The organism is Clostridium paraputrificum (assembly GCF_900447045.1).
In the GTDB taxonomy this organism is placed as follows: domain Bacteria; phylum Bacillota; class Clostridia; order Clostridiales; family Clostridiaceae; genus Clostridium; species Clostridium paraputrificum.
Map to the genome: position 1 here is coordinate 120251 of NZ_UAWH01000014.1, position 23733 is coordinate 143983.

At 30.8% G+C, this 23733-nt stretch carries 21 protein-coding genes; 19 read left to right on the forward strand and 2 right to left on the reverse strand.

Translation table 11 applies throughout. The features are described 5' to 3' along the window. The first annotated feature begins 80 nt into the window (after positions 1-80). The 10 genes from DR024_RS05620 (at position 81) to DR024_RS05665 (ending at position 10536) form a co-directional block, all read left to right on the forward strand. Positions 81-1148 (forward strand): mannose-1-phosphate guanylyltransferase, encoded by a 1068-nt coding sequence (locus DR024_RS05620; RefSeq protein ID WP_027098907.1) that lies wholly within the window; start codon positions 81-83, stop codon positions 1146-1148. Positions 1149-1298: 150 nt separating this feature from the next. Then, a complete protein-coding gene (locus DR024_RS05625) occupies positions 1299-1658 on the forward strand; it encodes an ArsR/SmtB family transcription factor (RefSeq protein WP_111918298.1) in 360 nt (119 codons plus the stop codon). Positions 1659-1674: 16 nt separating this feature from the next. Beyond that, positions 1675-3852, forward strand: a complete 2178-nt coding sequence (locus tag DR024_RS05630) for a heavy metal translocating P-type ATPase (RefSeq protein ID WP_111918300.1) — start codon at positions 1675-1677, stop codon at positions 3850-3852. Between the two features lie 347 nt (positions 3853-4199). Further along, positions 4200-4760, forward strand: a complete 561-nt coding sequence (locus tag DR024_RS05635; RefSeq protein ID WP_099314010.1) for a manganese efflux pump MntP — start codon at positions 4200-4202, stop codon at positions 4758-4760. Between the two features lie 188 nt (positions 4761-4948). After that, positions 4949-5581 carry a redox-sensing transcriptional repressor Rex gene (locus DR024_RS05640; protein WP_055185264.1) on the forward strand — a complete coding sequence of 211 codons (633 nt, stop codon included), beginning with the start codon at positions 4949-4951 and terminating at the stop codon, positions 5579-5581. A 289-nt stretch (positions 5582-5870) separates the two neighbouring features. Continuing rightward, on the forward strand, positions 5871-6656 hold the full coding sequence (locus DR024_RS05645) for a short-chain-enoyl-CoA hydratase (RefSeq protein WP_027098912.1): 786 nt from the start codon (positions 5871-5873) through the stop codon (positions 6654-6656). 34 nt (positions 6657-6690) lie between these two features. Next, positions 6691-7830 carry an acyl-CoA dehydrogenase gene (locus tag DR024_RS05650; RefSeq protein WP_027098913.1) on the forward strand — a complete coding sequence of 380 codons (1140 nt, stop codon included), beginning with the start codon at positions 6691-6693 and terminating at the stop codon, positions 7828-7830. Positions 7831-7844: 14 nt separating this feature from the next. Beyond that, positions 7845-8624 carry an electron transfer flavoprotein subunit beta/FixA family protein gene (locus DR024_RS05655; protein WP_111918302.1) on the forward strand — a complete coding sequence of 260 codons (780 nt, stop codon included), beginning with the start codon at positions 7845-7847 and terminating at the stop codon, positions 8622-8624. Between the two features lie 22 nt (positions 8625-8646). After that, on the forward strand, positions 8647-9654 hold the full coding sequence (locus tag DR024_RS05660; protein WP_111918304.1) for an electron transfer flavoprotein subunit alpha/FixB family protein: 1008 nt from the start codon (positions 8647-8649) through the stop codon (positions 9652-9654). A gap of 33 nt (positions 9655-9687) precedes the next feature. Next, on the forward strand, positions 9688-10536 hold the full coding sequence (locus tag DR024_RS05665; protein WP_027098916.1) for a 3-hydroxybutyryl-CoA dehydrogenase: 849 nt from the start codon (positions 9688-9690) through the stop codon (positions 10534-10536). A gap of 51 nt (positions 10537-10587) precedes the next feature. Here DR024_RS05665 and DR024_RS05670 read toward each other — a convergent pair whose 3' ends face one another. Both DR024_RS05670 and DR024_RS05675 read right to left on the reverse strand, forming a co-directional pair. Continuing rightward, positions 10588-12345 (reverse strand): glycoside hydrolase family 35 protein, encoded by a 1758-nt coding sequence (locus DR024_RS05670; protein WP_111918306.1) that lies wholly within the window; start codon positions 12343-12345, stop codon positions 10588-10590. Between the two features lie 19 nt (positions 12346-12364). Then, the gene (locus tag DR024_RS05675) at positions 12365-13003 is read right to left on the reverse strand and encodes a lactate utilization protein (RefSeq protein WP_111918308.1); all 639 of its coding nucleotides are present in this window, start codon (positions 13001-13003) and stop codon (positions 12365-12367) included. A gap of 168 nt (positions 13004-13171) precedes the next feature. On the opposite strand from DR024_RS05675, the gene DR024_RS05680 reads away from it, so the two are divergent. From DR024_RS05680 to kduD, 9 genes are all read left to right on the forward strand, one after another. Further along, positions 13172-15895: a sigma-54-dependent transcriptional regulator gene (locus DR024_RS05680; protein ID WP_065254751.1), complete on the forward strand. Its 2724-nt coding sequence runs from the start codon at positions 13172-13174 to the stop codon at positions 15893-15895. 116 nt (positions 15896-16011) lie between these two features. Next, a complete protein-coding gene (locus DR024_RS05685) occupies positions 16012-16425 on the forward strand; it encodes a PTS sugar transporter subunit IIA (protein ID WP_065254750.1) in 414 nt (137 codons plus the stop codon). A gap of 12 nt (positions 16426-16437) precedes the next feature. Beyond that, on the forward strand, positions 16438-17211 hold the full coding sequence (locus DR024_RS05690) for a PTS mannose/fructose/sorbose/N-acetylgalactosamine transporter subunit IIC (RefSeq protein ID WP_065254749.1): 774 nt from the start codon (positions 16438-16440) through the stop codon (positions 17209-17211). Continuing rightward, a complete protein-coding gene (locus DR024_RS05695; RefSeq protein ID WP_242868049.1) occupies positions 17204-17998 on the forward strand; it encodes a PTS system mannose/fructose/sorbose family transporter subunit IID in 795 nt (264 codons plus the stop codon). Before DR024_RS05690 ends, DR024_RS05695 begins: the two co-directional genes overlap by 8 nt. A gap of 40 nt (positions 17999-18038) precedes the next feature. Beyond that, entirely contained in the window at positions 18039-18530 is a 492-nt protein-coding gene (locus DR024_RS05700; protein ID WP_065254747.1) for a PTS sugar transporter subunit IIB, read from the forward strand. 69 nt (positions 18531-18599) lie between these two features. After that, positions 18600-19787 carry a glycoside hydrolase family 88 protein gene (locus tag DR024_RS05705; protein WP_111918310.1) on the forward strand — a complete coding sequence of 396 codons (1188 nt, stop codon included), beginning with the start codon at positions 18600-18602 and terminating at the stop codon, positions 19785-19787. A gap of 1 nt (position 19788) precedes the next feature. After that, on the forward strand, positions 19789-21897 hold the full coding sequence (locus DR024_RS05710; RefSeq protein WP_111918312.1) for a heparinase II/III family protein: 2109 nt from the start codon (positions 19789-19791) through the stop codon (positions 21895-21897). A 169-nt stretch (positions 21898-22066) separates the two neighbouring features. Next, positions 22067-22897, forward strand: a complete 831-nt coding sequence (kduI, locus tag DR024_RS05715) for a 5-dehydro-4-deoxy-D-glucuronate isomerase (protein WP_065254744.1) — start codon at positions 22067-22069, stop codon at positions 22895-22897. 17 nt (positions 22898-22914) lie between these two features. Then, positions 22915-23697 carry a 2-dehydro-3-deoxy-D-gluconate 5-dehydrogenase KduD gene (gene kduD, locus DR024_RS05720; protein ID WP_065254743.1) on the forward strand — a complete coding sequence of 261 codons (783 nt, stop codon included), beginning with the start codon at positions 22915-22917 and terminating at the stop codon, positions 23695-23697. Positions 23698-23733 lie beyond the last annotated feature (36 nt).

Consider the following 23733-nt stretch of genomic DNA (forward strand, 5'->3'; position numbering starts at 1 on the left):
AAAATGGAAAAATTATTAAATACACAAAGTGATAAATAGTTCATATACTATAATATAACATTACATGGAGTTGAAAAGTTGTGATATACGGGCTGATTTTAGCTGGAGGCAAGGGAAGTAGGCTATATCCCCTATCAAGAGCCGATCAACCAAAGCAGTTTTTAAAACTAATTAACGATAATAGTTTCTTAGTTAATACTGTTGATAGGATTGTACCTTTAATAAGTAGAGAGAATATTTATGTAGTAACTAATAGAGACTATGAGGATAAAATAAGGAACGAGTTAAGTGATATTAAAGAAGAAAATATTTTTACTGAACCAAGTAATAAAGAAACTGCTACGTGTATAGGTCTTTCAGCTGTTAAGCTTTTAAAGAAAGATGGAGATGCAGTTATGGTTGTTCTTCCGTCAGATCATTATATTGAGAATGAAAAGAATTATGTAGAAACATTGAATCAAGCTGTAGAACTAGCTAATAGAAGAAGAGGAATAGTTACTTTAGGGATAGAGCCAACTAGACCAGAAACGGGGTATGGATATATTGAAATGGGAGAAAGAATTAGTGGGAATATTGCCACTTATAAAGTAGCTAGATTTACAGAAAAACCAAATGTAGAAGTTGCTAAAGACTTTTTAGTTAAGGAAACCTATCTTTGGAATTCTGGAATGTTTGTTTTTAGAGCTGATGTAATATTAAGAGAAATTGAAAAGTATTTGCCTAAGATGCATAAAGCTCTAATGGAAATATATAAGCATGTTGGAGAAGAGGATGAGGAAGAGGTTATAAAGGAACAATATGAATTAATAGATGGTATTTCAATAGATTTTGGAGTAATGCAAAAAACTAGGAAGGCATATGTAATTAGATGTGATTTTCCGTGGGATGATATAGGGAGTTTTTCAGCATTAAGCAGATTTTTGGTGAGTTATAGGAATAATAATGTTTCTAAAAATGTTTATCTTGAAGAGTGCGAGAATTGTTCAATATTTGGAGAAAAAAATTTAATTATTGGGTTAGGGGTAAAAGATTTAGTTGTAGTAGATGCAGGGGATGTTATATTAGTTATGGATAGGGCTCGGGATCAAGAAATAAAACATTTATTAAATAATTTAAGTAAAAATGAAGAGTACCATAGGTTTCTATAAAACATAGTCGTTACAGAATGTAACGACTATGTTTTTTATTATCTTAGTGGCGATGAGGAAAATAAATCAAAAAATGTTGACAAATATACTCTGGATTCATATAATAAAATTAACATATGAACAAATGCTCATACGTTTGGAGGGATGAAAATGGAAAATGATAATTTAGAAAAATGTAGCTATAATATAATTCATGGTGATATTGTTGTAGAAGTAAAAGACAAGCTACCTAAAGAGGAAACTTTATATGATTTAGCAGAGTTTTTTAAGGTATTTGGTGATTCTACAAGGATAAAAATAATTTGTGCCTTATTTGAGGCTGAAATGTGTGTGTGTGATTTATCAGCTTTATTAGGAGTTTCACAATCAGCGATTTCACATCAGCTTAGAACTTTAAAAAGTGCAAGGTTAGTAAGGTATAGAAGAGAAGGTAAAATTGTATACTATTCATTAGATGATGAACATATTAAGCATATTTTTGATGAAGGTTTAAGACACATAACTGAATAGCAAATAGGAGGGTATTATGACAAATGAAATAAAATTATATTTAAAAGGACTAGATTGCGCTAACTGTGCAAATAAGATAGAGAATAAGGTAAACAAATTAGAAAGTGTAGAAGAAGCTGTTTTGAACTTTTCACTAAGTTTATTAATAGTAAGCTTAAAGGAAAATAGTGATGTAAATAGAGTCGAAGAAGAAATAAAGACTATAGTAAGTAAGCTTGAACCTGATGTTATAGTATCAAAATATAATAATAATATAAAAGAAAAGAAAAATGTATGTACTAGTGAATGTTGTAGTGGACATGCACATGACATTGAGGAGAAACATGAAGAAAGCCATGACCATGATCATAGTGAAGGTATTTCTTTAAGAGATAAAGTATCCTTAGCAATAGGATTTATATTATTTGCTATTGCTATATTTATTGGAGAAGAAAAAAGTTATGTTCCATATATATACGCATTAAGTTATGTATTAGTAGGAGGTAAAGTTGTATTAAGTGCCATTAGAAATATATTTAGAGGGCAAGTATTTGATGAAAATTTCTTAATGACAGTTGCAACTTTAGGAGCTTTTGCTATAGGGAACCATCCAGAAGGTGTAGCAGTAATGATTTTCTACGAAATAGGAGAACTATTCCAAAGCTATGCAGTTAATAGGTCAAGAAAATCAATATCTTCTCTTATGGATATTAGAGCAGATTATGCAAACTTAATTACAGATGGAGAAGAGAAAAAGGTAGATCCTAGTGAAATTAAAATAGATGATATTATAGTAATTAAACCAGGTGAGAGAGTTCCTTTAGATGGTATTGTTATTGAAGGAAATTCCTCTTTAGATACATCAGCTTTAACTGGTGAATCATTACCAAGAAATATTGAATTAAATGATGAAATATTAGCAGGAGTTATTAATTTAACTGGTGTAATAAGAGTAAAAGTAACAAAAGAATTTGGAGAATCAACTGTATCTAGAATTTTAGAATTAGTACAAAATGCAAGTAGCAAGAAAGCTCAAACAGAAAAGTTTATAACAAAGTTTGCTAGATATTATACTCCAGTAGTAGTACTATCAGCAGTTGCATTAGCTATGATACCACCTCTAGTAGTTGAGGGAGCATTATTCTCGGATTGGGTATATAGAGCATTAATATTTTTAGTAGTATCTTGTCCGTGTGCGTTAGTTGTTTCTATTCCTTTAGGGTTATTTGCTGGAATAGGTGGAGCCTCTAAAAATGGAGTTTTAATAAAAGGTGGAAACTATCTTGAAGCTTTAAAAGATGTGGAAACAGTTGTATTTGATAAAACAGGAACTCTTACAAAGGGTGTATTTAAGGTTGTAAAGATTAATACAAATAATATAGAGGAATCTGAGTTATTGAGAATAGCAGCAACAGGAGAAAGTTTTTCTAATCATCCTATTGCACAATCTATATTGAAAGCCTATGGAAATGAAGTAGACAAATCAATAATATCTAATTATGAAGAAATTTCAGGAAATGGTATTAAGGTTAATATAGATAATAAAGAAGTTTTATTAGGAAACTACAAACTTATGAATTCTAATGGAATCAAATATAATAATAGTGAAGAGATTGGAACAGTGGTTCATGTAGTTGTTGAGGGTGAATATAAAGGTAGCATTTTAATAGCTGACGAGGTAAAAGAAGATTCTAAAGAAGCTATAGAAATGTTGAAAAAGATTGGCGTTAAGAAATGTGTAATGTTAACTGGTGATAATAAGAAGGTGGCAGAAAAAATTGCAGAAGAATTAGGATTAGATGAAGTATATGCTGAATTACTACCAACAGATAAAGTTGTTATGGTGGAAAAGCTATTAAAGGAAAAGTCTGAAAAGGGGAAATTAGCTTTTGTAGGTGATGGTATTAATGATGCCCCAGTTCTAGCAAGAGCAGATGTTGGGGTAGCTATGGGAGGCATTGGATCTGATGCTGCTATTGAAGCGGCAGATGTAGTGCTAATGAGAGATAACCCATCATCATTGGTTGATGCTATAGAGATAGGAAGAAAGACAAATAGAATTTTATGGCAAAATATAATTTTTTCACTTGGTGTTAAAATTGCAGTATTAATTCCAGCAGCTATTGGAATAGCAAACATGTGGGAAGGAGTATTTGCAGATGTAGGGGTTACTTTAATAGCTGTATTAAACTCTATGAGAGCCTTGAGGAAATAAATGGATTTAATATATTTGTTGACAAAGTTTGTCGATAAAAGTATAATTATTAACGTTGAAATTAAAAACTTTCAGGCATGAGGGAGTAGCATGCAGAGATGTTTTATCTCTGTAACAAGGTCAACATACTGATGATATAATCATCTGGCTTTGTTTTAAATTGTGAGACTTATGTATAACGGATTAGGGTTGCGTTATACATAAGTCTCTTTTTATTTTTTAAGAAATTATACTTGCAATTAAATTGGAGATAAGTTTAATATTTAAATGCTAATAAAGTTTATTCTTTAGTGTTTATAATGATAAAAAATGTATAAAATAAAGATGTGCTATTTAGGAGGAAAAATATGAGTGTTATATCTGTTTTAATGATAGGATTGGGGTTAGCTATGGATGCTCTAGCTGTTTCGATTACTATTGGTATTAATTCTAATAAAAAAAGTAAAATAAAGATGGCTTTTAAAGCTGGTTTATTTTTTGGTGTTTTTCAAGCTATTATGCCCTTTATAGGTTGGGCTGTAGGCAGAAACTTTACTAAGTATATTGAAATGATGGATCATTGGATAGCTTTTATTTTATTAGCTATTATTGGTGGGAAGATGATTTATGAAGCATTAAAGGGAGAAGAGAGTGAAGAAGAGAAAATTTATTCAAATAAAACATTATTAATATTAGCTATTGCTACTAGTATAGATGCATTGGCCGTAGGAATAAGTTTTGCGTTTTTAAATGTAAATATATTATCATCAATATTAATAATAGGAGTAGTAACAGCTATTTTAAGTTTTATTGCAGTGTATATTGGTGAAAAGTTAGGAGAAATGTTTAAGAGTAGAGCAGAAATATTCGGAGGCATTGTTCTAATTTTAATAGGCTTAAAAATATTGATAGAACATCTTTTGAAATAGTTGTTCAAAAATCGACAAAATTCATGCTTGTTATATTGAAAGTGAAAATATTATTTAAGAAAAGTAATGGATTAATAATTAAGTTTTATGGTAATATAATAAATGGTGTATTAGTTGCGTAAAAAGTAAAGTGTAGAATTTACATAACTTTGTTAAAAAATAGATAAAATTTAGAGAGAAGGTGCAGTATGGAAAAGAAAAAAAATATTTCTATGGCTGTAATTAAACGTCTGCCAAAATATCATAGATATTTAAATGAATTAATGAAAAATGATGTAGATAGAATATCATCAAAAGAATTAGGGGAAAAGATAGGATTTACAGCATCTCAAATACGTCAAGATTTAAATTGTTTTGGTGACTTTGGTCAACAAGGATATGGGTATAATGTTAGAGAATTATACAATCAAATAAGTAGTATTCTTGGACTAAGTCAAAAATATAACACTGTAATTGTAGGTGCAGGTAATATAGGGCAAGCAATTGCAAATTATAAGTTTGATAAGCAAGGTGTAAATTTAGTTGGTATATTTGATGCAAATCCTAAGTTAGTTGGACTTAAAATTAGAGATATTGAAATAAGTGAAATAGATACTTTAAAATCTTTTTTAAGTAAGAACAAAATAGATATAGGAATAATTTGTGTTCCTAGAATAAATGCTCAAAAGGTATGCGATGAAATGGTAGAAGGTGGAGTTAAGGGAATTTGGAACTTTGCCCCTGTAGATTTATCGGTACCAGAGAATGTAAGAGTTGAAAATGTTCATTTAAGTGAAAGTTTGATGACGCTTATTTATTTATTACACAGCAATGAGGAATAAAAATAGGAAAAATATCCTTGGGTATAGCTTATAAATTTAACATAAAATCACAATTTGATATTGAAAAAAATTTAACAAGGTATTATAATCTTAATTGAAGTTTGTTAAAAACTTCAATTATTTTTTTATCTAAGTTTGTTATATTATTAACAAAAAAGATAATAAAAAAGTATTTATTTTCAGACAATTCGACAGACTCATGCCACTATTTAGTGTATAATATTGGATAGTTTGTAAAATTAAAAAAGATTAAGAAAAATAAGAGTGTAAATAAGGAGGATATGAGGGGATGGAATTGAAAAACGTGCTTCTTGAAAAAGAAGAGCATTTAGCTATTGTTACTATTAATAGACCAAAAGCTTTAAATGCATTAAATTCAGAAACATTAAAGGATCTTGACGCAGTTCTTGAGAATTTAGAAAATGATAGCAATATTTATGCTGTTATATTAACTGGGGCAGGAGAAAAGTCTTTCGTTGCAGGTGCTGATATAGCAGAGATGAGAGATTTAAATGAAGAACAAGGTAAAGAATTTGGAATGCTTGGAAATAAGGTGTTCAGAAGATTAGAAAAGTTAGACAAGCCTGTAATTGCAGCAATATCAGGATTCGCTCTTGGTGGTGGTTGTGAATTATCAATGGCATGTGATATAAGAATAGCTTCAGAAAGAGCAAGATTTGCTCAGCCAGAATCAGGTTTAGGAATAACTCCTGGATTTGGTGGTACTCAAAGACTACCAAGAATAGTTGGTTTAGGAAAAGCGAAAGAAATGATTTATACAGGAGCTATGGTTAAGGCAGATGAAGCTTTAAGAATAGGACTTGTAAATAAGGTAGTTCCTCTAGAAAATCTTATGGATGAAGCTAGAGCTATGGCTAATGCAATAATTGTTAATGCGCCAGTAGCTGTTAAGTTATGTAAGGATGCTATTGATAGAGGTATGCAAGTAGATATAGATAGAGCAATTGAAATAGAGGCAGAAGACTTTGGAAAATGCTTCAGCACAGAAGATCAAACAGAAGGAATGACTGCATTCTTAGAAAAGAGAGCAGAAAAGAACTTCCAAAACAAATAAATTGTTTTTTTAAATATAAGGAGGGTCAAATCAAATGGATTTCGAATTAACTAGAGAACAACAATTAGTACAACAAATGGTTAGAGAATTCGCAGTAAATGAAGTAAAACCAATAGCTGCAGAAATTGATGAAACAGAAAGATTCCCTATGGAAAATGTTCAAAAAATGGCTAAGTTAGGAATGATGGGTATTCCATTTTCTAAGGAAGTAGGGGGAGCAGGCGGAGATGTTCTTTCATACATAATCGCTGTAGAGGAATTATCAAAGGTATGTGCAACAACAGGAGTTATACTTTCAGCTCATACATCACTATGTGCTTCAGTTATCAATGAACACGGTACTCCAGTACAAAAAGAAAAGTATTTAGCAGACTTATGCTCTGGTAAGAAGATTGGTGCTTTCGGTTTAACTGAACCAGGTGCTGGTACAGATGCAGCAGGACAACAAACTACTGCAGTTTTAGATGGAGACCATTATGTATTAAATGGTTCAAAGATATTCATAACAAATGGTGGAGTTGCTGAAACTTTCATAATTTTTGCTATGACAGACAAGAGCCAAGGTACAAGAGGAATATCTGCATTTATAGTTGAAAAAGACTTCCCAGGATTCTCAATAGGTAAGTTAGAAAACAAGATGGGTATTAGAGCATCATCTACTACTGAATTAATAATGGAAGATTGTATAGTACCAAAGGAAAACTTAATTGGTAAAGAGGGTAAGGGATTTGGTATAGCAATGAAGACTCTTGATGGAGGAAGAATTGGTATAGCTGCTCAAGCTTTAGGTATAGCTGAAGGTGCTTTTGAAGAAGCAATAGCTTACATGAAAGAAAGAAAACAATTCGGTAAGCCACTTTACACTAAGCAAGGTTTACAATGGTACATGGCAGAAATGGATGTAAAGATAGAAGCTGCTAAGCAATTAGTATACAAAGCTGCTATGAGAAAACAAAATGGACAACCTTATTCAATAGATGCTGCTAGAGCTAAGTTATTTGCAGCAGAAGTAGCTATGGATGTTACTACTAAGGTAGTTCAAATCTTTGGTGGATATGGTTACACTAAGGAATATCCAGTAGAAAGAATGATGAGAGATGCTAAGATAACTGAAATCTATGAAGGAACTTCAGAAGTTCAAAAGATGGTTATTTCAGGTAGCTTATTCAGATAGGAGGAAGTTATAAGATGAATATAGTAGTTTGTGTAAAACAAGTTCCAGATACAACAGTTGTTAAGATAGATCCTAAGACTGGTACATTAATAAGAGATGGTGTTCCATCAATTATTAATCCAGAAGACAAGCATGCATTAGAAGCAGCATTACAATTAAAAGAAGCTCATGGTGGAAAGGTTACAGTTGTTTCAATGGGACTTCCAATGGCTAAGGCTGCATTAAGAGAAGCTTTATGTATGGGAGCTGATGAAGCTATTCTTTTAACAGATAGAGTACTAGGAGGAGCTGATACATTAGCAACTTCAAAATCTCTAGCTGGAGTAATTAAGAAGTTAGATTATGATATAGTATTTGCAGGAAGACAAGCTATCGATGGAGATACAGCACAAGTTGGTCCAGAAATAGCTGAACACTTAAACATTCCTCAAGTAACATATGTTCAAGATGTAAAAGTTGAAGGTGATTCTTTAATAGTTAACAGAGCACTAGAAGATGGACATCAAATAGTAGAAGTTAAGACTCCATGTCTATTAACTGCAATCGAAACATTAAATGAACCAAGATATATGAATGTTGGTAATATTTTTGCAACTAGTGACAATGATATCAAGGTTATGAGTGCAGACGATATAGATGTAGATAAGTCAGAATTAGGTCTTAAGGGTTCTCCAACAAAGGTTAAGAAGTCAATGACTAAGGAAGTTAAGGGAGCAGGAGAACTAGTTAAAGAAGGCCCTAAAGAAGCTGCAGCTTATGTTTTAGGAAAATTAAAAGAAAAACACTACATCTAAGATAATAGGAGGGTAATTTATTATGAATATAACAGATTACAAAGGCGTTTGGGTCTTTGCTGAACAAAGAGAAGGACAATTACAAAAAGTATCTTTAGAATTACTTGGTGAAGGTAGAAGAGTAGCAGATAAATTAGGAGTAAAGTTAACTGCTTTATTACTAGGACACAATGTAGAAGGATTAGCAAAAACTTTAGGTGAACATGGTGCGGATGAAGTTTTAGTTGCTGATGATAAGAATTTAGAACATTATACAACTGATGTTTATACAAAGGTTATTTGTGATTTAGCAAATGAAAGAAAGCCAGGAATATTATTTGTAGGAGCTACTTTTATTGGTAGAGATTTAGGACCAAGAATAGCTGCAAGATTAACAACAGGATTAACTGCAGACTGTACTTCAATAGATGTTGAAGTTGAAACTGGAGACCTTTTAGCTACAAGACCAGCATTTGGTGGTAACTTAATGGCTACAATCGTATGTCCCGAACATAGACCACAAATGGCTACAGTAAGACCAGGTGTATTTGAAAAGGTAAATACTGATGCTTCAAACTGTAAGATTGAAAAAGTAGAAGTTAAATTAGCAGATAGCGATATTAGAACTAAGGTTCTTGAAATAATCAAGGAAAAGAAAGATATAGTTGATATATCTGAAGCAAACATTATAGTATCTGGTGGTAGAGGTGTAGGATGTAAAGAAAACTTTGCTTTACTACAAGAATTAGCAGATGCTTTAGGTGGAGTTGTTGCAGGTTCTAGAGCAGCAGTAGAAAAGGGATGGGTTGAAAATGCTTACCAAGTTGGACAAACTGGTAAGACAGTTAAGCCAACAATCTATATAGCTTGTGGTATTTCAGGAGCTATCCAACACGTAGCTGGTATGCAAGATTCAGAATTAATTATTGCTATCAATAAAGATGAAACTGCTCCAATAATGCAAGTTGCTGATTATGGTATAGTTGGAGATGTTAAGAAGGTAATCCCTGAATTAATAGCTCAAGCTAAAGAAATGAAAGCAGCTGAATAATATAAAAATATTGAGTTTTTAGGAGGAATAAAAATGAAAAAGGTTTTCGTACTTGGTGCTGGAACAATGGGTGCTGGAATAGTTCAAGCATTCGCACAAAATGGATTTGAAGTTATCGTAAGAGATATTAAAGATGAATTCGTTGAAAGAGGAATAGCTGGAATAAATAAGAGCTTAAGCAGATTAGTTGCTAAGGAAAAAATGACAGAAGAAGTTAAGGAAGAAATACTTTCTAGAATTTCTGGAACAACTGATATGAGCTTAGCTGCTGATTGTGATTTAGTAGTAGAAGCTGCTATAGAAAATATGAAGATTAAGAAGGAAATATTTGCAGAATTAGATTCAATCTGTAAGCCAGAAACAATCTTAGCTTCAAATACATCTTCTTTATCAATAACAGAAGTTGCTAATGCTACAAAGAGAGAAGATAAAGTTATAGGAATGCACTTCTTTAACCCAGCTCCAGTAATGAAGCTTGTTGAAATTATAAGAGGAGCTAAAACTTCTCAAGAAACTTTTGATGCAGTTAAAGAAATGTCTGAAGCTATAAAGAAGGTACCAGTAGAAGTTGCTGAAGCACCAGGATTTGTAGTTAACAGAATTCTTATTCCAATGATTAATGAAGCAGTTGGAATTTATGCTGATGGAGTAGCATCTGTAGAAGATATAGATACTGCTATGAAATTAGGAGCTAATCACCCAATGGGACCTTTAGCATTAGGAGATCTTATAGGATTAGATGTATGTCTTGCTATAATGGATGTTCTTTATAATGAAACTGGAGATTCTAAGTACAGAGCTCATACTTTATTAAAGAAGTATGTTAGAGCTGGATGGTTAGGAAGAAAGACAGGAAAAGGATTCTACGATTATTCAAAATAATATTAGTAATACAAAACAACCAACTATCATTAAAGATAGTTGGTTTTTTGATTAATATAATGGTTTATCACTTAGTTGGATTGTATCTTGATATCTTCCTTCAGTCTCAAAGATAACAATTCTATTTTCGCCTTCTTTTAATAAAGGAGCTGGAATGTATAGATATCTTGTTGGGCCAATTTCCCAGAAACGACCTATATTAAATCCATTTATAAAGGCAGATCCTTTACCAAAGTTAGGTAGATGAATAAATGTATCCCCTTTTTCTTTAACGTTAAAGGTATATTCATAAAATGCAGGTGTATTTTCTTTATATTCACCAGAGAAATCTACATCATCTATATTATCTAATTCTAATGAATAGTGATCCCATCCAGAATGGAAATGTATGTCAAGCATTACCCCACCTTTAATTCCCTTACGTTGTTTAGGACTTACAAGGCTTGCACCATAGTTGATTCTTCCTAAGTTTTCTACCAAGATATCTATTATGTTATTATCTTCTTTATCCAACGTTAGTGGAATATTTTCTCCCATAGTTTCTTTGTATTGAGTAACTACATGTTTTTCGTTTATAAATACTTGAGCTCTATCATCACAGTCAGCAAGTTTAGCTTTTTCAAATGTACGTTTTTTTCCTATGTTTGCTCTATATAAAATATATCCAAAGTTTTGATTAAGTTTTTCCATATTTAATGTAATATCATTATGTATTGGTTTAGCAATTTTATCAAGGGTACTAAATAATGAAACTTTATTTGAAAGTTTTATAGAACCATAGTTTTTAAATTTTATATCAGTTGATAGTTTTATTTCTGGTATCTTAGTATATTCTGAGATTACTTTCTTGAAAGCTTGATATTTATCTGATGGATTTCCCCATTCATTAAGAGGAGCATCATAGTCATATGTAGTTGTTTGGGGATCTTGTCCGTTATGGTAGCTGCATCCATTGTAGAATCCAAAGTTAGTCCCTCCGTGGAACATATAGATATTTACATGACCTTCTTCTAGCATATCACTAAGTTCTTTTGCTGCATCATCAGCATCTCTTCTCTTGAATTCTCCGCCCCAATTATTAAACCAGCCTATCCAGAATTCCATACACATAAGAGGCCCTTCAATATTGTTATCTTTCATGAATTCTTTAAGGTTGCCTATTTGTTCTTTAGATCTTGAACCAAAGTTAGCTGTTGGGAATACACCTTCAATTGTTCCTGCATCTAAAACTTCTCTCCATCCTCCATCAGAAGTAAACAGAGGAACAGTAGCTCCGTGCTTTATCATTAAATCCTTTATTGCAGTTAGATATTTTTTATCATTGCCAAAAGAACCATACTCATTTTCAACTTGCATCATTATAATTGGGCCACCATTTGTTATTTGTAATGGTACAATATGTTTGAATAATTGAGTAAAGTATGAATCAACAGCATTTAAAAATCCTGGATAAGTACTTCTTACCCTCATTGAATCATCTTTAAGAAGCCATGCTGGTAAACCTCCAAATTCCCATTCAGCACAAATGTATGGAGTTGGTCTTAAAATAACATATAGTCCAAGTTCTTCAGCTATTTTTATGAATTTAACAAAGTCTCTATTACCAGAGAAATTAAACTTACCGTGCTTTACTTCATGATAGTTCCAAGGTATATAAGTTTCAACGCAGTTACAACCTATAGACTTTAATTTTTCTAACCTATCTCTCCAATATTCAGGAACTATTCTAAAGTAGTGGACAGCTCCAGAAATAATTTTTATTTTTTCATTGTTTAAATAGAAATCTTCTTTAATTTCAAATTTACTCATTATATAAAAACCTCCTAGTTTAATAACCTAAAATTTCTGGGACAACCAGTATTGTATATCTATCTTCAAACTTTCTTCCATTATGAATGATGGAGGTAAAGTTACAAATTCTATCCTTTACATCACAGTTGTTACATGAACCTGTAATACTGCAAGGAGTTTTGTGATTAATTCTTTTTGTATTTAAAATTGCAACCTCCTTAATCCTACTATAGCCTTCTTCTAAGTCTTCAACAATTTTATTTACGCCTATTACTATAATTACCTTACGAGGACCAAATATCATAGATGCTGCTCTATTACCAGTAGAGTCTGTAACCATGAGTTCACCGTTTTTTGTTATGGCGTTTACACTTGTAATAAGGTAATCTGCTAGAAGAGATTGCCGCATTATCCCTACTGTTTCTGTGAAAGGAACATTCTTATATCTATCAAATAGTTTGTAATTATCGCCTCTAAAGGTATCTATTATATTTAATTGATTTAGGGTTACAGAGCCGCCTAAGGCTATAGAAGAACCCTCAGGAATCATTTCTAAGATTTTTTCCTTTGCATTATTTAAGTCTGAACAATAAATTGCATTATAATATTTATCTTTCAAAATTTTTATAATATTATTTGCTTCTAATTCATATTTCCATTTTTGTGCTTTATCCATAAAATCATCTCCTAAATATATTTATAAAGCAATTATTATGCCAACTTAGTGTCATAAATTTTATGACAAATAAATTAAAAAAAGTTTATAAATATTACACTATACAAAAATTAGAAAAGTGATATAATGCATTTTATAAGTGATAATGTTTACAAATGGGGGTCAATTATGAGAATAAAAGAAAAAGTACATATGAATTTAGAGGAACTAAGTGAGAAAGCTATTGAAAATGGAGAGAAGGGAGTGACTGCAAAAGAAATATCTGAAATACTTGGAGTTCAGAGAAATGTTGTAAGTCAATATTTGAATGAATTATGTAGAGAGGGACATGCTATAAAAATAAATACTAGGCCAGTTTATTTTTTACATAGTAATTTAGTTAAGGTTAAAAATGAAGATAAAAAAGATAAAACTGATGATCCATTTACTAAATTAATTGGGTACAATGGGAGCCTTAAAGAAGCAGTTGAACAATGTAAGGCTGCAGCAGTATATCCTAATAAGGGCTTACCAATAACTCTTACTGGGAAGAGTGGTGTAGGGAAAAGCTTTATGGCGAGTTTAATTTATGAATATGCAATTCACAAGAAGGTTATAGATGAATCAGCACCTTTTGTTACGTTTAACTGTGCTGATTATGCAAATAACCCTGAACTATTATCAGCAAATCTTTTTGGATATAAAAAAGGTGCTTTTACAGGTGCCGAAAAAGATACAATTGGGTTAATTGAAGCAGCTGATGGTGGATATTTATTTTTAGATGAAGTACATAGACTTTCACCAGAGGGGCAAGAGAAGTTGTTTTTATTTTTGGATCAAGGTAGATATAGAAGAATAGGTGAAACTAATAGGTGGAGAAGTGCTAAGGTAAGATTTATATTTGCAACTACTGAGAATTTAGATGAGGTTTTACTCGATACATTTAAAAGAAGAATTCCTATATTTGTCGAAATACCAAGTCTTGATAAAAGAAGTGTATCTGAAAGGTTAAGTATGATTCATAACTTTTATTTAAATGAGGCAAAGGAGATTGGTAGAGATTTAATTATTAGTAGAAATGTAATTAATTCATTAATATCTATAAATGGAAGTGGTAATATAGGGCTTCTAAAAAATATTATAATAAGTAGTTGTGCTAACGCATATAGAAATAACTTAGAATCAGAAGTTATAGAAATTAATATAAAAGATTTGCCAAGAGAATTTAAAAATAAAACAAATATCAAAAATATATTTTGTTATGAAAATATGAAGATATGTAGGGAGAAAGCTGAGGAAAATTCAGTTCAATATTTAACTAATAATGAAAGTACTTTAATAAAAGAAGAAATACAAGCTATATTAAAAATAATAAATAATTTAAATGCTTCTGTAATAAATGAAGAAAAATTTAAAAAACTTTCTATCGGTAGTTTAAATAAAATTTTTAATGAGATGATATTTAATAATGGCCATATAGAAAAAGATATACTTACTTATAAGCTAATTTCTAGTGTAGTTGATAATGCATTAGTGTCATTACAGCAGGGGTATGGTGTTAAGGTATATGGGAATAGTTCTAAATTAATAACTTATGCTTTAATAGTATTTAAGAATATATGTAATGAGGATAAATCATTAGCTTCTGATTATAAACTTCAACTTAAAACTCTTAAAAAGAAGCTATCAAAAAGTTATTTAATTGCTAATAAGATAGTGGAAATTATTGAAGGAACACTAGACTATGAATGTTGTGATATTTTAAAGATATTTCTGACACTATATTTTAATAAGTTAGTATCATTAGATAAAAATAGATGTAATGCTATCATAGTAGCTCATGGATATTCTACAGCAAGCAGTATTACCTCTGTAGCAAATACATTCTTTGAAGATTTTATATTTGAACCTTTTGATATGCCAATAGATGTAAGTACTATGACAGTAGTAAAAAGAATAAAAGAATACTTAGCAAACGTTAATACTGATAGTGGAACAATAGTGTTAGTGGATATGGGTTCACTAAATGAGATTTATGATGAATTGAGGAATGTGGTTAATGGACATGTTGGTGTAATAAATAATATATCAACTAGGTTAGCTTTAGATGTAGCAAATAGGATTATAAACAATGAGAATATAGAAGATATAGTAAAAAAATGCTCTGATAACAATAAAACTGAATATAGATTTTATAAAGCACCAAAGAAGAAGAGGGCAATAGTTGTTACTTGTATATCTGGAATAGGAACAGCAGAAAAGCTTAGAGGAATTTTAACTAAGTGTATAGGAGAAGCTGATATAGAAATAATTGCCAAGGATTATAATAGTGTGGTAAACAATAGTAAAGATGATTTCGAGAATATAGGATATGATGTAAGGCTTATAATATCTACAACTCAACTAGAAGTTGAAGGAATTAAGGTTATTGAATTACAGAATCTTATAAGTTCAGGCTCAGAGGGGGTAATTGAAGAGGTATTAGATGGAGTGGTAAAGAAGAAAAATATAGATGAAATAAAAAATGATATTATAAAATTCTTTTCCCTACAAAATATACTGAATCAATTAACCATATTAAACCCTGATAAAATAGTGGATGAGGTAGATAAGATAATTAATAACTATGAGATAAGTTTAAATAAGAAGTTTGAAGGGGATTTAAAATTAGCTTTATTCATTCATATAAGTATGCTAATTGAAAGATTAGTTTTAAGAGAAAATATAACGTCACATCCAGATGAAGAAAAATTTAAACAGTGTCATAGTGATTTCATAGAATTGTCAGAAGAAATTTTTAGAGATGTACTAAAAGAGTACAGGGTGTCATTATCTTTAGCTGAAATTGTCATTATACACGATATAATTAATTTTAGAATAGTTAGGACAAGAACTTTAGATAATGAAGACTAAATGGCTTAAATAAAGGATAGAAGCAGAAGGTGTGAAAAAATATATCTTCTGCTTTTTTGTGTGTAAAAAAATTGGCATGGATATTGCTAGTAATAATAGACAAGGAGGTGGGATTGATGTATAAGGTTTTGGTAGTTAGTCACAGTAACTTATGTAAAGGATTTAAAGATGCACTTGAAATGATATTAGGACAAAGTTCATCTGTTGAATATTTAGGGCTAGATGAAGATGGTATAGATTTTTTTTATCAGAGCTTAAAAAATAAGATAGATGAATTAAAAAAAGATAGTGATGAAATATTAGTTCTTGCAGATTTATTTGGTGGATCGCCATTTAATAGAGTACTAATGGAGGCAAGTAAAGATGAAAAGATTAAATTAATTTCTGGGGTAAACTTGCCTATGGTAATTGAGGCTGTTATGAATGAAACATCTAAGTTAGATGAAGTAATTCTTCAGATAATTGAATCTGGAAAAGATTCAATAAAAAAAGGAATTATATTAAATAATAATGATTCAGAGGATGAATAGGAGGAATTTTAAATGGAAGTACAATTATGGCAAATTATTGCAGTAACGGCTTTTATAGTTATTGCACAGTATGATGGGTTAAACACATGTTTTGGTTTAGCTAAACCAACTGTAGCAGGTGGTATAGCAGGTTTATTACTAGGAGATATGCAAACAGGATTATTTGTAGGTGGTACACTTAACTTAATGTCTCTTGGAGTTGCAAACTTCGGTGGAGCAGTAATTCCAGATTATACAAGTGGAGCAGTTTTAGGAGCTGCATTTGCAATAATGTCAGGTCAAGATCCTGAATTTGGTATTTCACTAGGTATTCCAATAGCATTATTACTTACTCAATTAGATGTTTTAGCAAGATTTTTAAATACATTTATTCAACAAAAAGCTGATAAAGCTGCTAAATTAGGTGACTATAAGTTAATGGAAAAAATGAACTTATTAGGATTATTACCATGGGCTCTATCAAGAGCAGTTCCAGTAGTACTTGGACTATCACTAGGAACAGCATTTGTTCAAGGTATTGTAGATAACATGCCATTATGGTTAATGGGTGGATTAAAAACTGCAGGTCAAATAGTACCAGCACTAGGGATTGCTATATTACTTAAGTATTTATCAATTAAGAAATATGTTGCTTACCTTTTAATTGGATTTGCTTTAGCAGCATATTTAGGAGTACCAATGTTAGGAATATCTTTCGTAGGTTTAGCTTTAGCATTAATGACTTATGAAAGAAGACAAGAAGGAACAGTTTCAATAGTTGGTGGAGGAGATGACGAAGATGAGTAAAAAAGTATCTAAAAAAACGATGGACAGAGTCTTTAAAAGATGGTTATTTGGAGTTCATACATGTTGGAATTATGAAACAATGCAAGGGTTAGGTTTCGGGTACGCAATGTTACCTGCTCTTGAAGAAATATATAGTGATGATAAAGAAGGTTTACAAGAAGCGGTAGAAAACAATGTTCAATTCTTCAATACAAATGCAACAACTGGTTCACTAATAGTAGGAGCTGCATTAGCTTTAGAAGAAGAGGGTAAGAGCGCAAGAGAAGCAGTAACTGCTATAAAAACTGGTTTAATGGGACCTTTAGCTGGTGTTGGTGATACATTATTCACAGTTTTACCTAATACTGTAATCGGATCAATTGCAGCTTACATGGCTTTAGAAGGTAATCCTATTGGTATCTTTTTATGGATAGCATTTAACTTCTTAAGACTGTTCTGTATGAAGAAGTTTATGAAAATTGGTTATGAACAAGGAACTAAATTAGTTGGTTCAATTGGAGGTATGCTAAAGAATATTACAGAAGCAGCTAATATTTTAGGTATTACAGTTGTTGGTGCATTAGTGCCAAGTGTTATTAATGCTAAGTTTGCATTTGAATGGCAAAATGGTGATGTAGTATTTAAGCTACAAGATATTGCTGATAGAATTATGCCAGGTTTAGCACCAGTTGCAATAGTAGCATTTACTTACTGGCTATTAGGAAGAAAGAATATGACTTCAACTAAGGCAATATTCATTCTTATGATATTAGGTATAGTACTATTTAACTTAAAAATATTTGCATAATAAATAAAAGAAATTCGTTTAATTAATGGAGGTAATAGCAATGAAGGGAATAATTCATATTAGAATAGATGATAGATTAATACATGGACAAGTAGCAACTAGATGGTCAACAGGACTAGGAGTTTCAAGAATAATGGTTGCAAATGATGAAGTAGCAGCAGATGAAATGCAAAAGGGAATATTAAGAATGGTTGCGCCTCCTGGAATAGCTACATCAATAATTTCAAAAGAAAAGGCAGCAACAAATATTTTGGCTGATAAATATGCAGCACAAAAAGTATTAATGGTACTTAAGAACCCAATAGATGCATTAGATTTAATGGAGAAAGGTTTAGAAATCAAAGAGATAAACGTTGGTAATATGGCTAAAAGAGATGAAACTGTTCAAATAAAGAAATCTATAAGTATTACTAAGGAAGAATACGATGCATTTAAGGAATTAATGAATAGGGGAGTTAAATTAACAGCTAGAATGGTGCCAGATGAAGCTGATGTACTGTTAGACGAATTTTTAAAGAAGGCAAGCTTTTAATTATTAGGGGGAACTGTTAGGTTTCCCCTTTTTTATACAAAAATAGATTAAAGAGATGAGGTATATATTTTGTTTAGGGATTTAGTAGTAGAAGATGTAAAAGATAGAGATGGGTTAGAAAAAAAAGAATTTTTGACTAAGGAAGAAATAAAACGAGGATTAGACATAGTCATAAAAAATATAGATGAGAACTTAGAAAAGTATACAAATAAGTTTCCAAGTGCATGCACGACTAATCTTAAATATAGAGTAAAGGACAATGATGACTGGACAAATGGATTTTGGACAGGAATGCTTTGGTTAGCTTATGAGTATACAGGAGATGACAAGTATAAGAAGGTAGCACAAATTCATACAGAAAATTTTGAAGAACGTTATAATAATGATTTTGTTTTAAATCATCATGATCTTGGATTTTTATACTCTCTTTCTGCAGTAGCAGATTACAGGATAACAGGAAGTGAAAAAGCAAGGGAGCTAGGACTTAAAGCTGCTAATAAATTAAAAGGAAGATATCAAGAAAAGGGTAAATTTATTCAAGCGTGGGGTAACCTAGGAGATGAGTCTGAGTATAGATTAATAATAGATTGCTTTTTAAATTTACCATTACTATATTGGGCATATGAAGAGACTGAAGATCAATCATATCTTAATGTAGCTAACAATCATTTTAATACTGCAATAAACAATGTTATAAGAAAAGATTCATCTACATATCATACTTATTATTTTGATAAAGAAACAGGAGAACCAACTAAAGGAGTAACTCATCAAGGCTTTAAAAATGATTCTTGTTGGGCAAGAGGACAGGCATGGGCGATTTTAGGAATGCCACTTAATTATAGATATAATAAGAATGAAAATTCTAAAGAAGTTTTTGAAGCAGTTACAAACTACTATTTAAATAGATTGCCTGAAGACTTAATTCCATATTGGGATTTAATTTTTACAGAAAAAGATGGGGAATCTAGAGATTCATCATCAGCTGTTATAACTGCTTGTGGTATTTTTGAAAGAAATAAATTTGATGAAGATTACAATAATAAAGATATATATAATAAGGCAGCGCACGAAATGCTTAGAAATTTAATTAATAATTATACTACTGTAAATGAAGATTCAGATGGAATTTTAATGCATGGAGTATATTCATGGCAACATAACAAGGGAATAGATGAGTGTAATCTTTGGGGAGACTATTTCTTCATGGAAGCGTTAATGAGATTATACAAAGAGGATTGGAGATTATATTGGTAATATGAAGATTTTCGAAGTATTAGATTTAAGTTATGAAGGCTTAGAAAAGGTAAGAGAGTTTTATGAAAATAATAATATTGAATTAGCTAAAAAAGAGTTGAAGAAATATTTCATTAATAGAAATTCAGTAAAGGGATTTATAGATAATGAAAAAGAGCTAGTATCATATGCAAAGAAAAATCTTGATTTAGCTTTAAAGAAAACTATTGATATAGCTGATGAGGTTACTAGGAAAGAATTCAGATTTACATTGCCATGGGAAATGGAAAGGTGTAGTGATACTGTAAAGTTTGAAGATGAAATTGATTGGGGGTTAAATCCATACAATGATAATGAATGGACATTTATGCTAAGTAGACATAGATTTTTCACGTGTTTAACAGAAGCGTATTTGTTCACTGGTGATAAAAAATATCTTTCTACAGTTGAGTACTTATTGAAAGATTGGATAGAAAATAACAGAGATATAGAAAAGCTAAAGAATACAACGTGGAGAACAATCGAAAGTGGTATAAGAATAAAAAACTGGGTTAAATCATTAGAAGTAATGTTTTCAAATAGGGAAATTGATGAAGATTTATTAAGTGAAGTATTAGTTTCTATAAGTGAGCATTTAGATTATCTTCATGAAAACAATAAATATGAAAGAATATTAAGTAATTGGGTAATTCTAGAGCAACAAGGAGCCTTTATTGCTGAAGTATTTTTCCCAGAGTTAAAGGTGTCACAATTATATAAAGAAGAAACTATAAAAACACTAGAAGATGCTATAGGTTTACAAGTAATTGAAGATGGCCTACATTGGGAACAATCTTTTCAGTATCATAATGAAATGCTTAAATGTTTCCTAGAGTTCATAACCTTAGCTGAAAAAAATAATATTACAGTATCTGATTTTATAAAGAATAAAGTTAAAGACATGCTTTATGCAACGCTTTATACAATGAAGCCAAATCACTGTCAAAGCAATTATGGAGATAGTGATGAAGAAGATTTAAGAGATTTAATGAACTTTGGAGCTATTATTTTTAAAGACGGTATATTAAAAAATTATGGTAATGAGAGTATAGATTTAAATACCTTACTAACATATGGTTATAAAGGCATAGAGGTATTTGAATCGTTAGTTAAAGAAGAACTTAGTGAAGTATCAAAAGCTTTTGAAGATACAGGACTATATTTTATGAGAACTGGATTTAATGAAAGCTCATCTTATAGCATGTTCAAATGTGGATTTTTAGGAAGTGGGCATGGGCATAGTGATACTTTACATCTTGAAGTAACTTGTATGGGGGAAGATATATTAGTCGACTCAGGTAGATTTTCTTATTCTCCGTCAAAACCAGAGAGAATAGAATTAAAGAGACCAAAGAGCCATAATACTAATATTATAAATGATGAAGACTTTACAGTGTGTACAAGCTCTTGGAGTAATAGTTCAGTAGCATCACCAATAAAAGGTTTATATAAATTCAAGGAAGGTAGCGATTTTGTAGAAGGTGGTCATCTTGGGTATATAAATAGTGATAAACCAACTGTAGTTAATAGAAAAGTAGTATTTATTAAGCCTAATATTTGGGTAGTAAGTGATGAATTTTTTACTAATGAAGAGAATAAGTATAGTCAATTTTATAACTTTAATAATTCACAACTTCAACAACTTAGTAACAATATATTAAAGTATTCTGGGGATAAAATAAATTTCTTTGTTAATACTTTAAATGTTGATGGAGGTTTTTCTTTAGAAGATACTATTGTTTCAAAGGATTATAACCAAAAATATAAGAGTACTAGAGCAGTATTTTCAGTGAATAGTAAAGGAAATACTTTTATTAATACAGTTATGTATGGAAAAACTTTAGAAGCTAATAAAGAAGCCACTATAAAATATATAGATGTTTATGACTGGCAAGGGAAGAAGATGGATAGTGATATAGTTGAAGCTATATCTATAGAAATAAATAATGATAAATATACTGTATTACTTGTTCATAGAGAAGATCCAAAGGGAAGAAAGCTTTATATTGTAAATGGACATAGAGTATATGGAAGAGTTGCAGTTATTAAAGAAAATGACAATAAATATAGTGTAGAAGTATTAGCATATTAAAAAACATATAGATATGACAGTGTCATAAAATAATAAGTAAGTGTCATTAATTAAAAAATAAAGTGGGTTTAAAGCAAGTTATATTGCCAATGTAATAGTCATTATTATTCTGGCATGAAACTTGCTTTATTAATTTGTATAGATAATAAAAATCTAAGGAGGAATAAAAATGGATATAAGATATTCAGTAGGTCCAGATGAATTAAAAACTTTAAGTACAGATGAATTAAGAAAGAAATATTTAATAGAGGAAATCTTCGTAGATAATGGGTTAACAGTTACATATTGTAATGATGATAGAATTATGGTTTTAGGTGCTAAGCCATTAGATGCAAAGGTTGAAATTAATATTTCAGATGAAATAGGAAGCGATTTCTTTTTACAAAACAGAGAAATGGCTGTAATAAATATTGGTGGAGAAGGAACAATTATTTTAGATGGTGTTGAACATGAAATGGTTCAATATGATGGAATGTATATCGGAAAAGGAACTAAAGAAATAGCTTTCACTAGCAAAGATAAAGAAAATCCAGCTAAGTTCTATATGAATAGTGCATCAGCACATAAAGAATATCCAACAGTTAAGGTGGCATTTAAAGATGCTAACCCAACTAAGATGGGTTCAGATAAAGAAATGAATAAGAGAACAATTTATAAATATGTAGATCCAAGTGTATGTGAAAGTTGTCAACTTCTTATGGGAATGACTGTACTTGAAGAAGGAAGTGGATGGAATACAATGCCTGTTCATTTACATCCAAGAAGAATGGAAGTTTACTTCTACTTCAATATGGATGAAAACACAAGAGTGTTCCACTTAGTAGGAAAGCCAGATGAAACTAGACATATTGTAATGTCTAATGAACAAGCGACTATATCTCCAAACTGGTCAATTCATTCAGGAACAGGTACTAGCAATTACACTTTCATTTGGGGAATGTGTGGAGAAAATAAAAACTATGGTGACTTACAACCAGTTGATAGTAAGTTGTTAAAGTAATTTGGAGGAATAAAGATATGTCAAATGTATTAGATAATTTTTCAATGAACTTTTTTAGATTAGATGGAAAGGTTGCAATAGTTACTGGTGGTAATACTGGGCTTGGACAAGCTTATGCTGTTGCTTTAGCAAAAGCAGGAGCAGATTTAGTTATACCAACTTACGATAACAACTGGGATGAGACTAGAGAATTAATTGAAAAAGAAGGTAAAAAAGTTGTATTTGTACAAGGTGATTTAACTAAAAAGGAAGATAGAGCAAAAGTAGTTGAAGCTGCAATGAATGAATATGGAAAGATAGATGTATTAATAAACAATGCAGGAACTATAAGAAGAACACCACTTTTAGAATATAAGGAAGAAGACTGGAATGCAGTTATGGATATAAACTTAAATGCAGTTTATTTCTTAAGCCAAGATGTTGCTAGAATAATGGAAAAGCAAGGTGGAGGAAAGATAGTAAATGTTGCTTCAATGCTTTCATTCCAAGGTGGAAAGTTTGTACCACCTTATACTGCAAGTAAGCATGGGGTTGCTGGTATAACAAAGGCATTTGCTAATGAATTAGCTTGTAAAAATATTCAAATAAATGCAATAGCACCTGGATATATAAAGACTGCAAATACAGCACCAATTAGAGCAGATGAAAAGAGAAATGCAGAAATATTAGGAAGAATTCCAGCAGAAAGATGGGCAGACCCATTTGATTTAATGGGAGCAATAGTATTCTTATCAAGTAAAGCATCAGATTATGTTAATGGTCATATATTAGCAGTTGATGGCGGTTGGTTAGTTAGATAGATAGTAATAATACAGTTTTAATAGCCTTATCGAGTT

What these genes read in the sequence shown, in the direction of transcription:
- DR024_RS05625 (WP_111918298.1), top strand. Translation starts at nt 1,299, where the DNA reads ATGGAAAATGATAATTTAGAAAAATGTAGCTATAATATAATTCATGGT.
- DR024_RS05630 (WP_111918300.1), top strand. Translation starts at nt 1,675, where the DNA reads ATGACAAATGAAATAAAATTATATTTAAAAGGACTAGATTGCGCTAAC.
- DR024_RS05635 (WP_099314010.1), top strand. Translation starts at nt 4,200, where the DNA reads ATGAGTGTTATATCTGTTTTAATGATAGGATTGGGGTTAGCTATGGAT.
- DR024_RS05640 (WP_055185264.1), top strand. Translation starts at nt 4,949, where the DNA reads ATGGAAAAGAAAAAAAATATTTCTATGGCTGTAATTAAACGTCTGCCA.
- DR024_RS05645 (WP_027098912.1), top strand. Translation starts at nt 5,871, where the DNA reads ATGGAATTGAAAAACGTGCTTCTTGAAAAAGAAGAGCATTTAGCTATT.
- DR024_RS05650 (WP_027098913.1), top strand. Translation starts at nt 6,691, where the DNA reads ATGGATTTCGAATTAACTAGAGAACAACAATTAGTACAACAAATGGTT.
- DR024_RS05655 (WP_111918302.1), top strand. Translation starts at nt 7,845, where the DNA reads ATGAATATAGTAGTTTGTGTAAAACAAGTTCCAGATACAACAGTTGTT.
- DR024_RS05660 (WP_111918304.1), top strand. Translation starts at nt 8,647, where the DNA reads ATGAATATAACAGATTACAAAGGCGTTTGGGTCTTTGCTGAACAAAGA.
- DR024_RS05665 (WP_027098916.1), top strand. Translation starts at nt 9,688, where the DNA reads ATGAAAAAGGTTTTCGTACTTGGTGCTGGAACAATGGGTGCTGGAATA.
- DR024_RS05670 (WP_111918306.1), bottom strand. Translation starts at nt 12,345, where the DNA reads ATGAGTAAATTTGAAATTAAAGAAGATTTCTATTTAAACAATGAAAAA.
- DR024_RS05675 (WP_111918308.1), bottom strand. Translation starts at nt 13,003, where the DNA reads ATGGATAAAGCACAAAAATGGAAATATGAATTAGAAGCAAATAATATT.
- DR024_RS05680 (WP_065254751.1), top strand. Translation starts at nt 13,172, where the DNA reads ATGAGAATAAAAGAAAAAGTACATATGAATTTAGAGGAACTAAGTGAG.
- DR024_RS05685 (WP_065254750.1), top strand. Translation starts at nt 16,012, where the DNA reads ATGTATAAGGTTTTGGTAGTTAGTCACAGTAACTTATGTAAAGGATTT.
- DR024_RS05690 (WP_065254749.1), top strand. Translation starts at nt 16,438, where the DNA reads ATGGAAGTACAATTATGGCAAATTATTGCAGTAACGGCTTTTATAGTT.
- DR024_RS05695 (WP_242868049.1), top strand. Translation starts at nt 17,204, where the DNA reads ATGAGTAAAAAAGTATCTAAAAAAACGATGGACAGAGTCTTTAAAAGA.
- DR024_RS05700 (WP_065254747.1), top strand. Translation starts at nt 18,039, where the DNA reads ATGAAGGGAATAATTCATATTAGAATAGATGATAGATTAATACATGGA.
- DR024_RS05710 (WP_111918312.1), top strand. Translation starts at nt 19,789, where the DNA reads ATGAAGATTTTCGAAGTATTAGATTTAAGTTATGAAGGCTTAGAAAAG.
- kduI (WP_065254744.1), top strand. Translation starts at nt 22,067, where the DNA reads ATGGATATAAGATATTCAGTAGGTCCAGATGAATTAAAAACTTTAAGT.
- kduD (WP_065254743.1), top strand. Translation starts at nt 22,915, where the DNA reads ATGTCAAATGTATTAGATAATTTTTCAATGAACTTTTTTAGATTAGAT.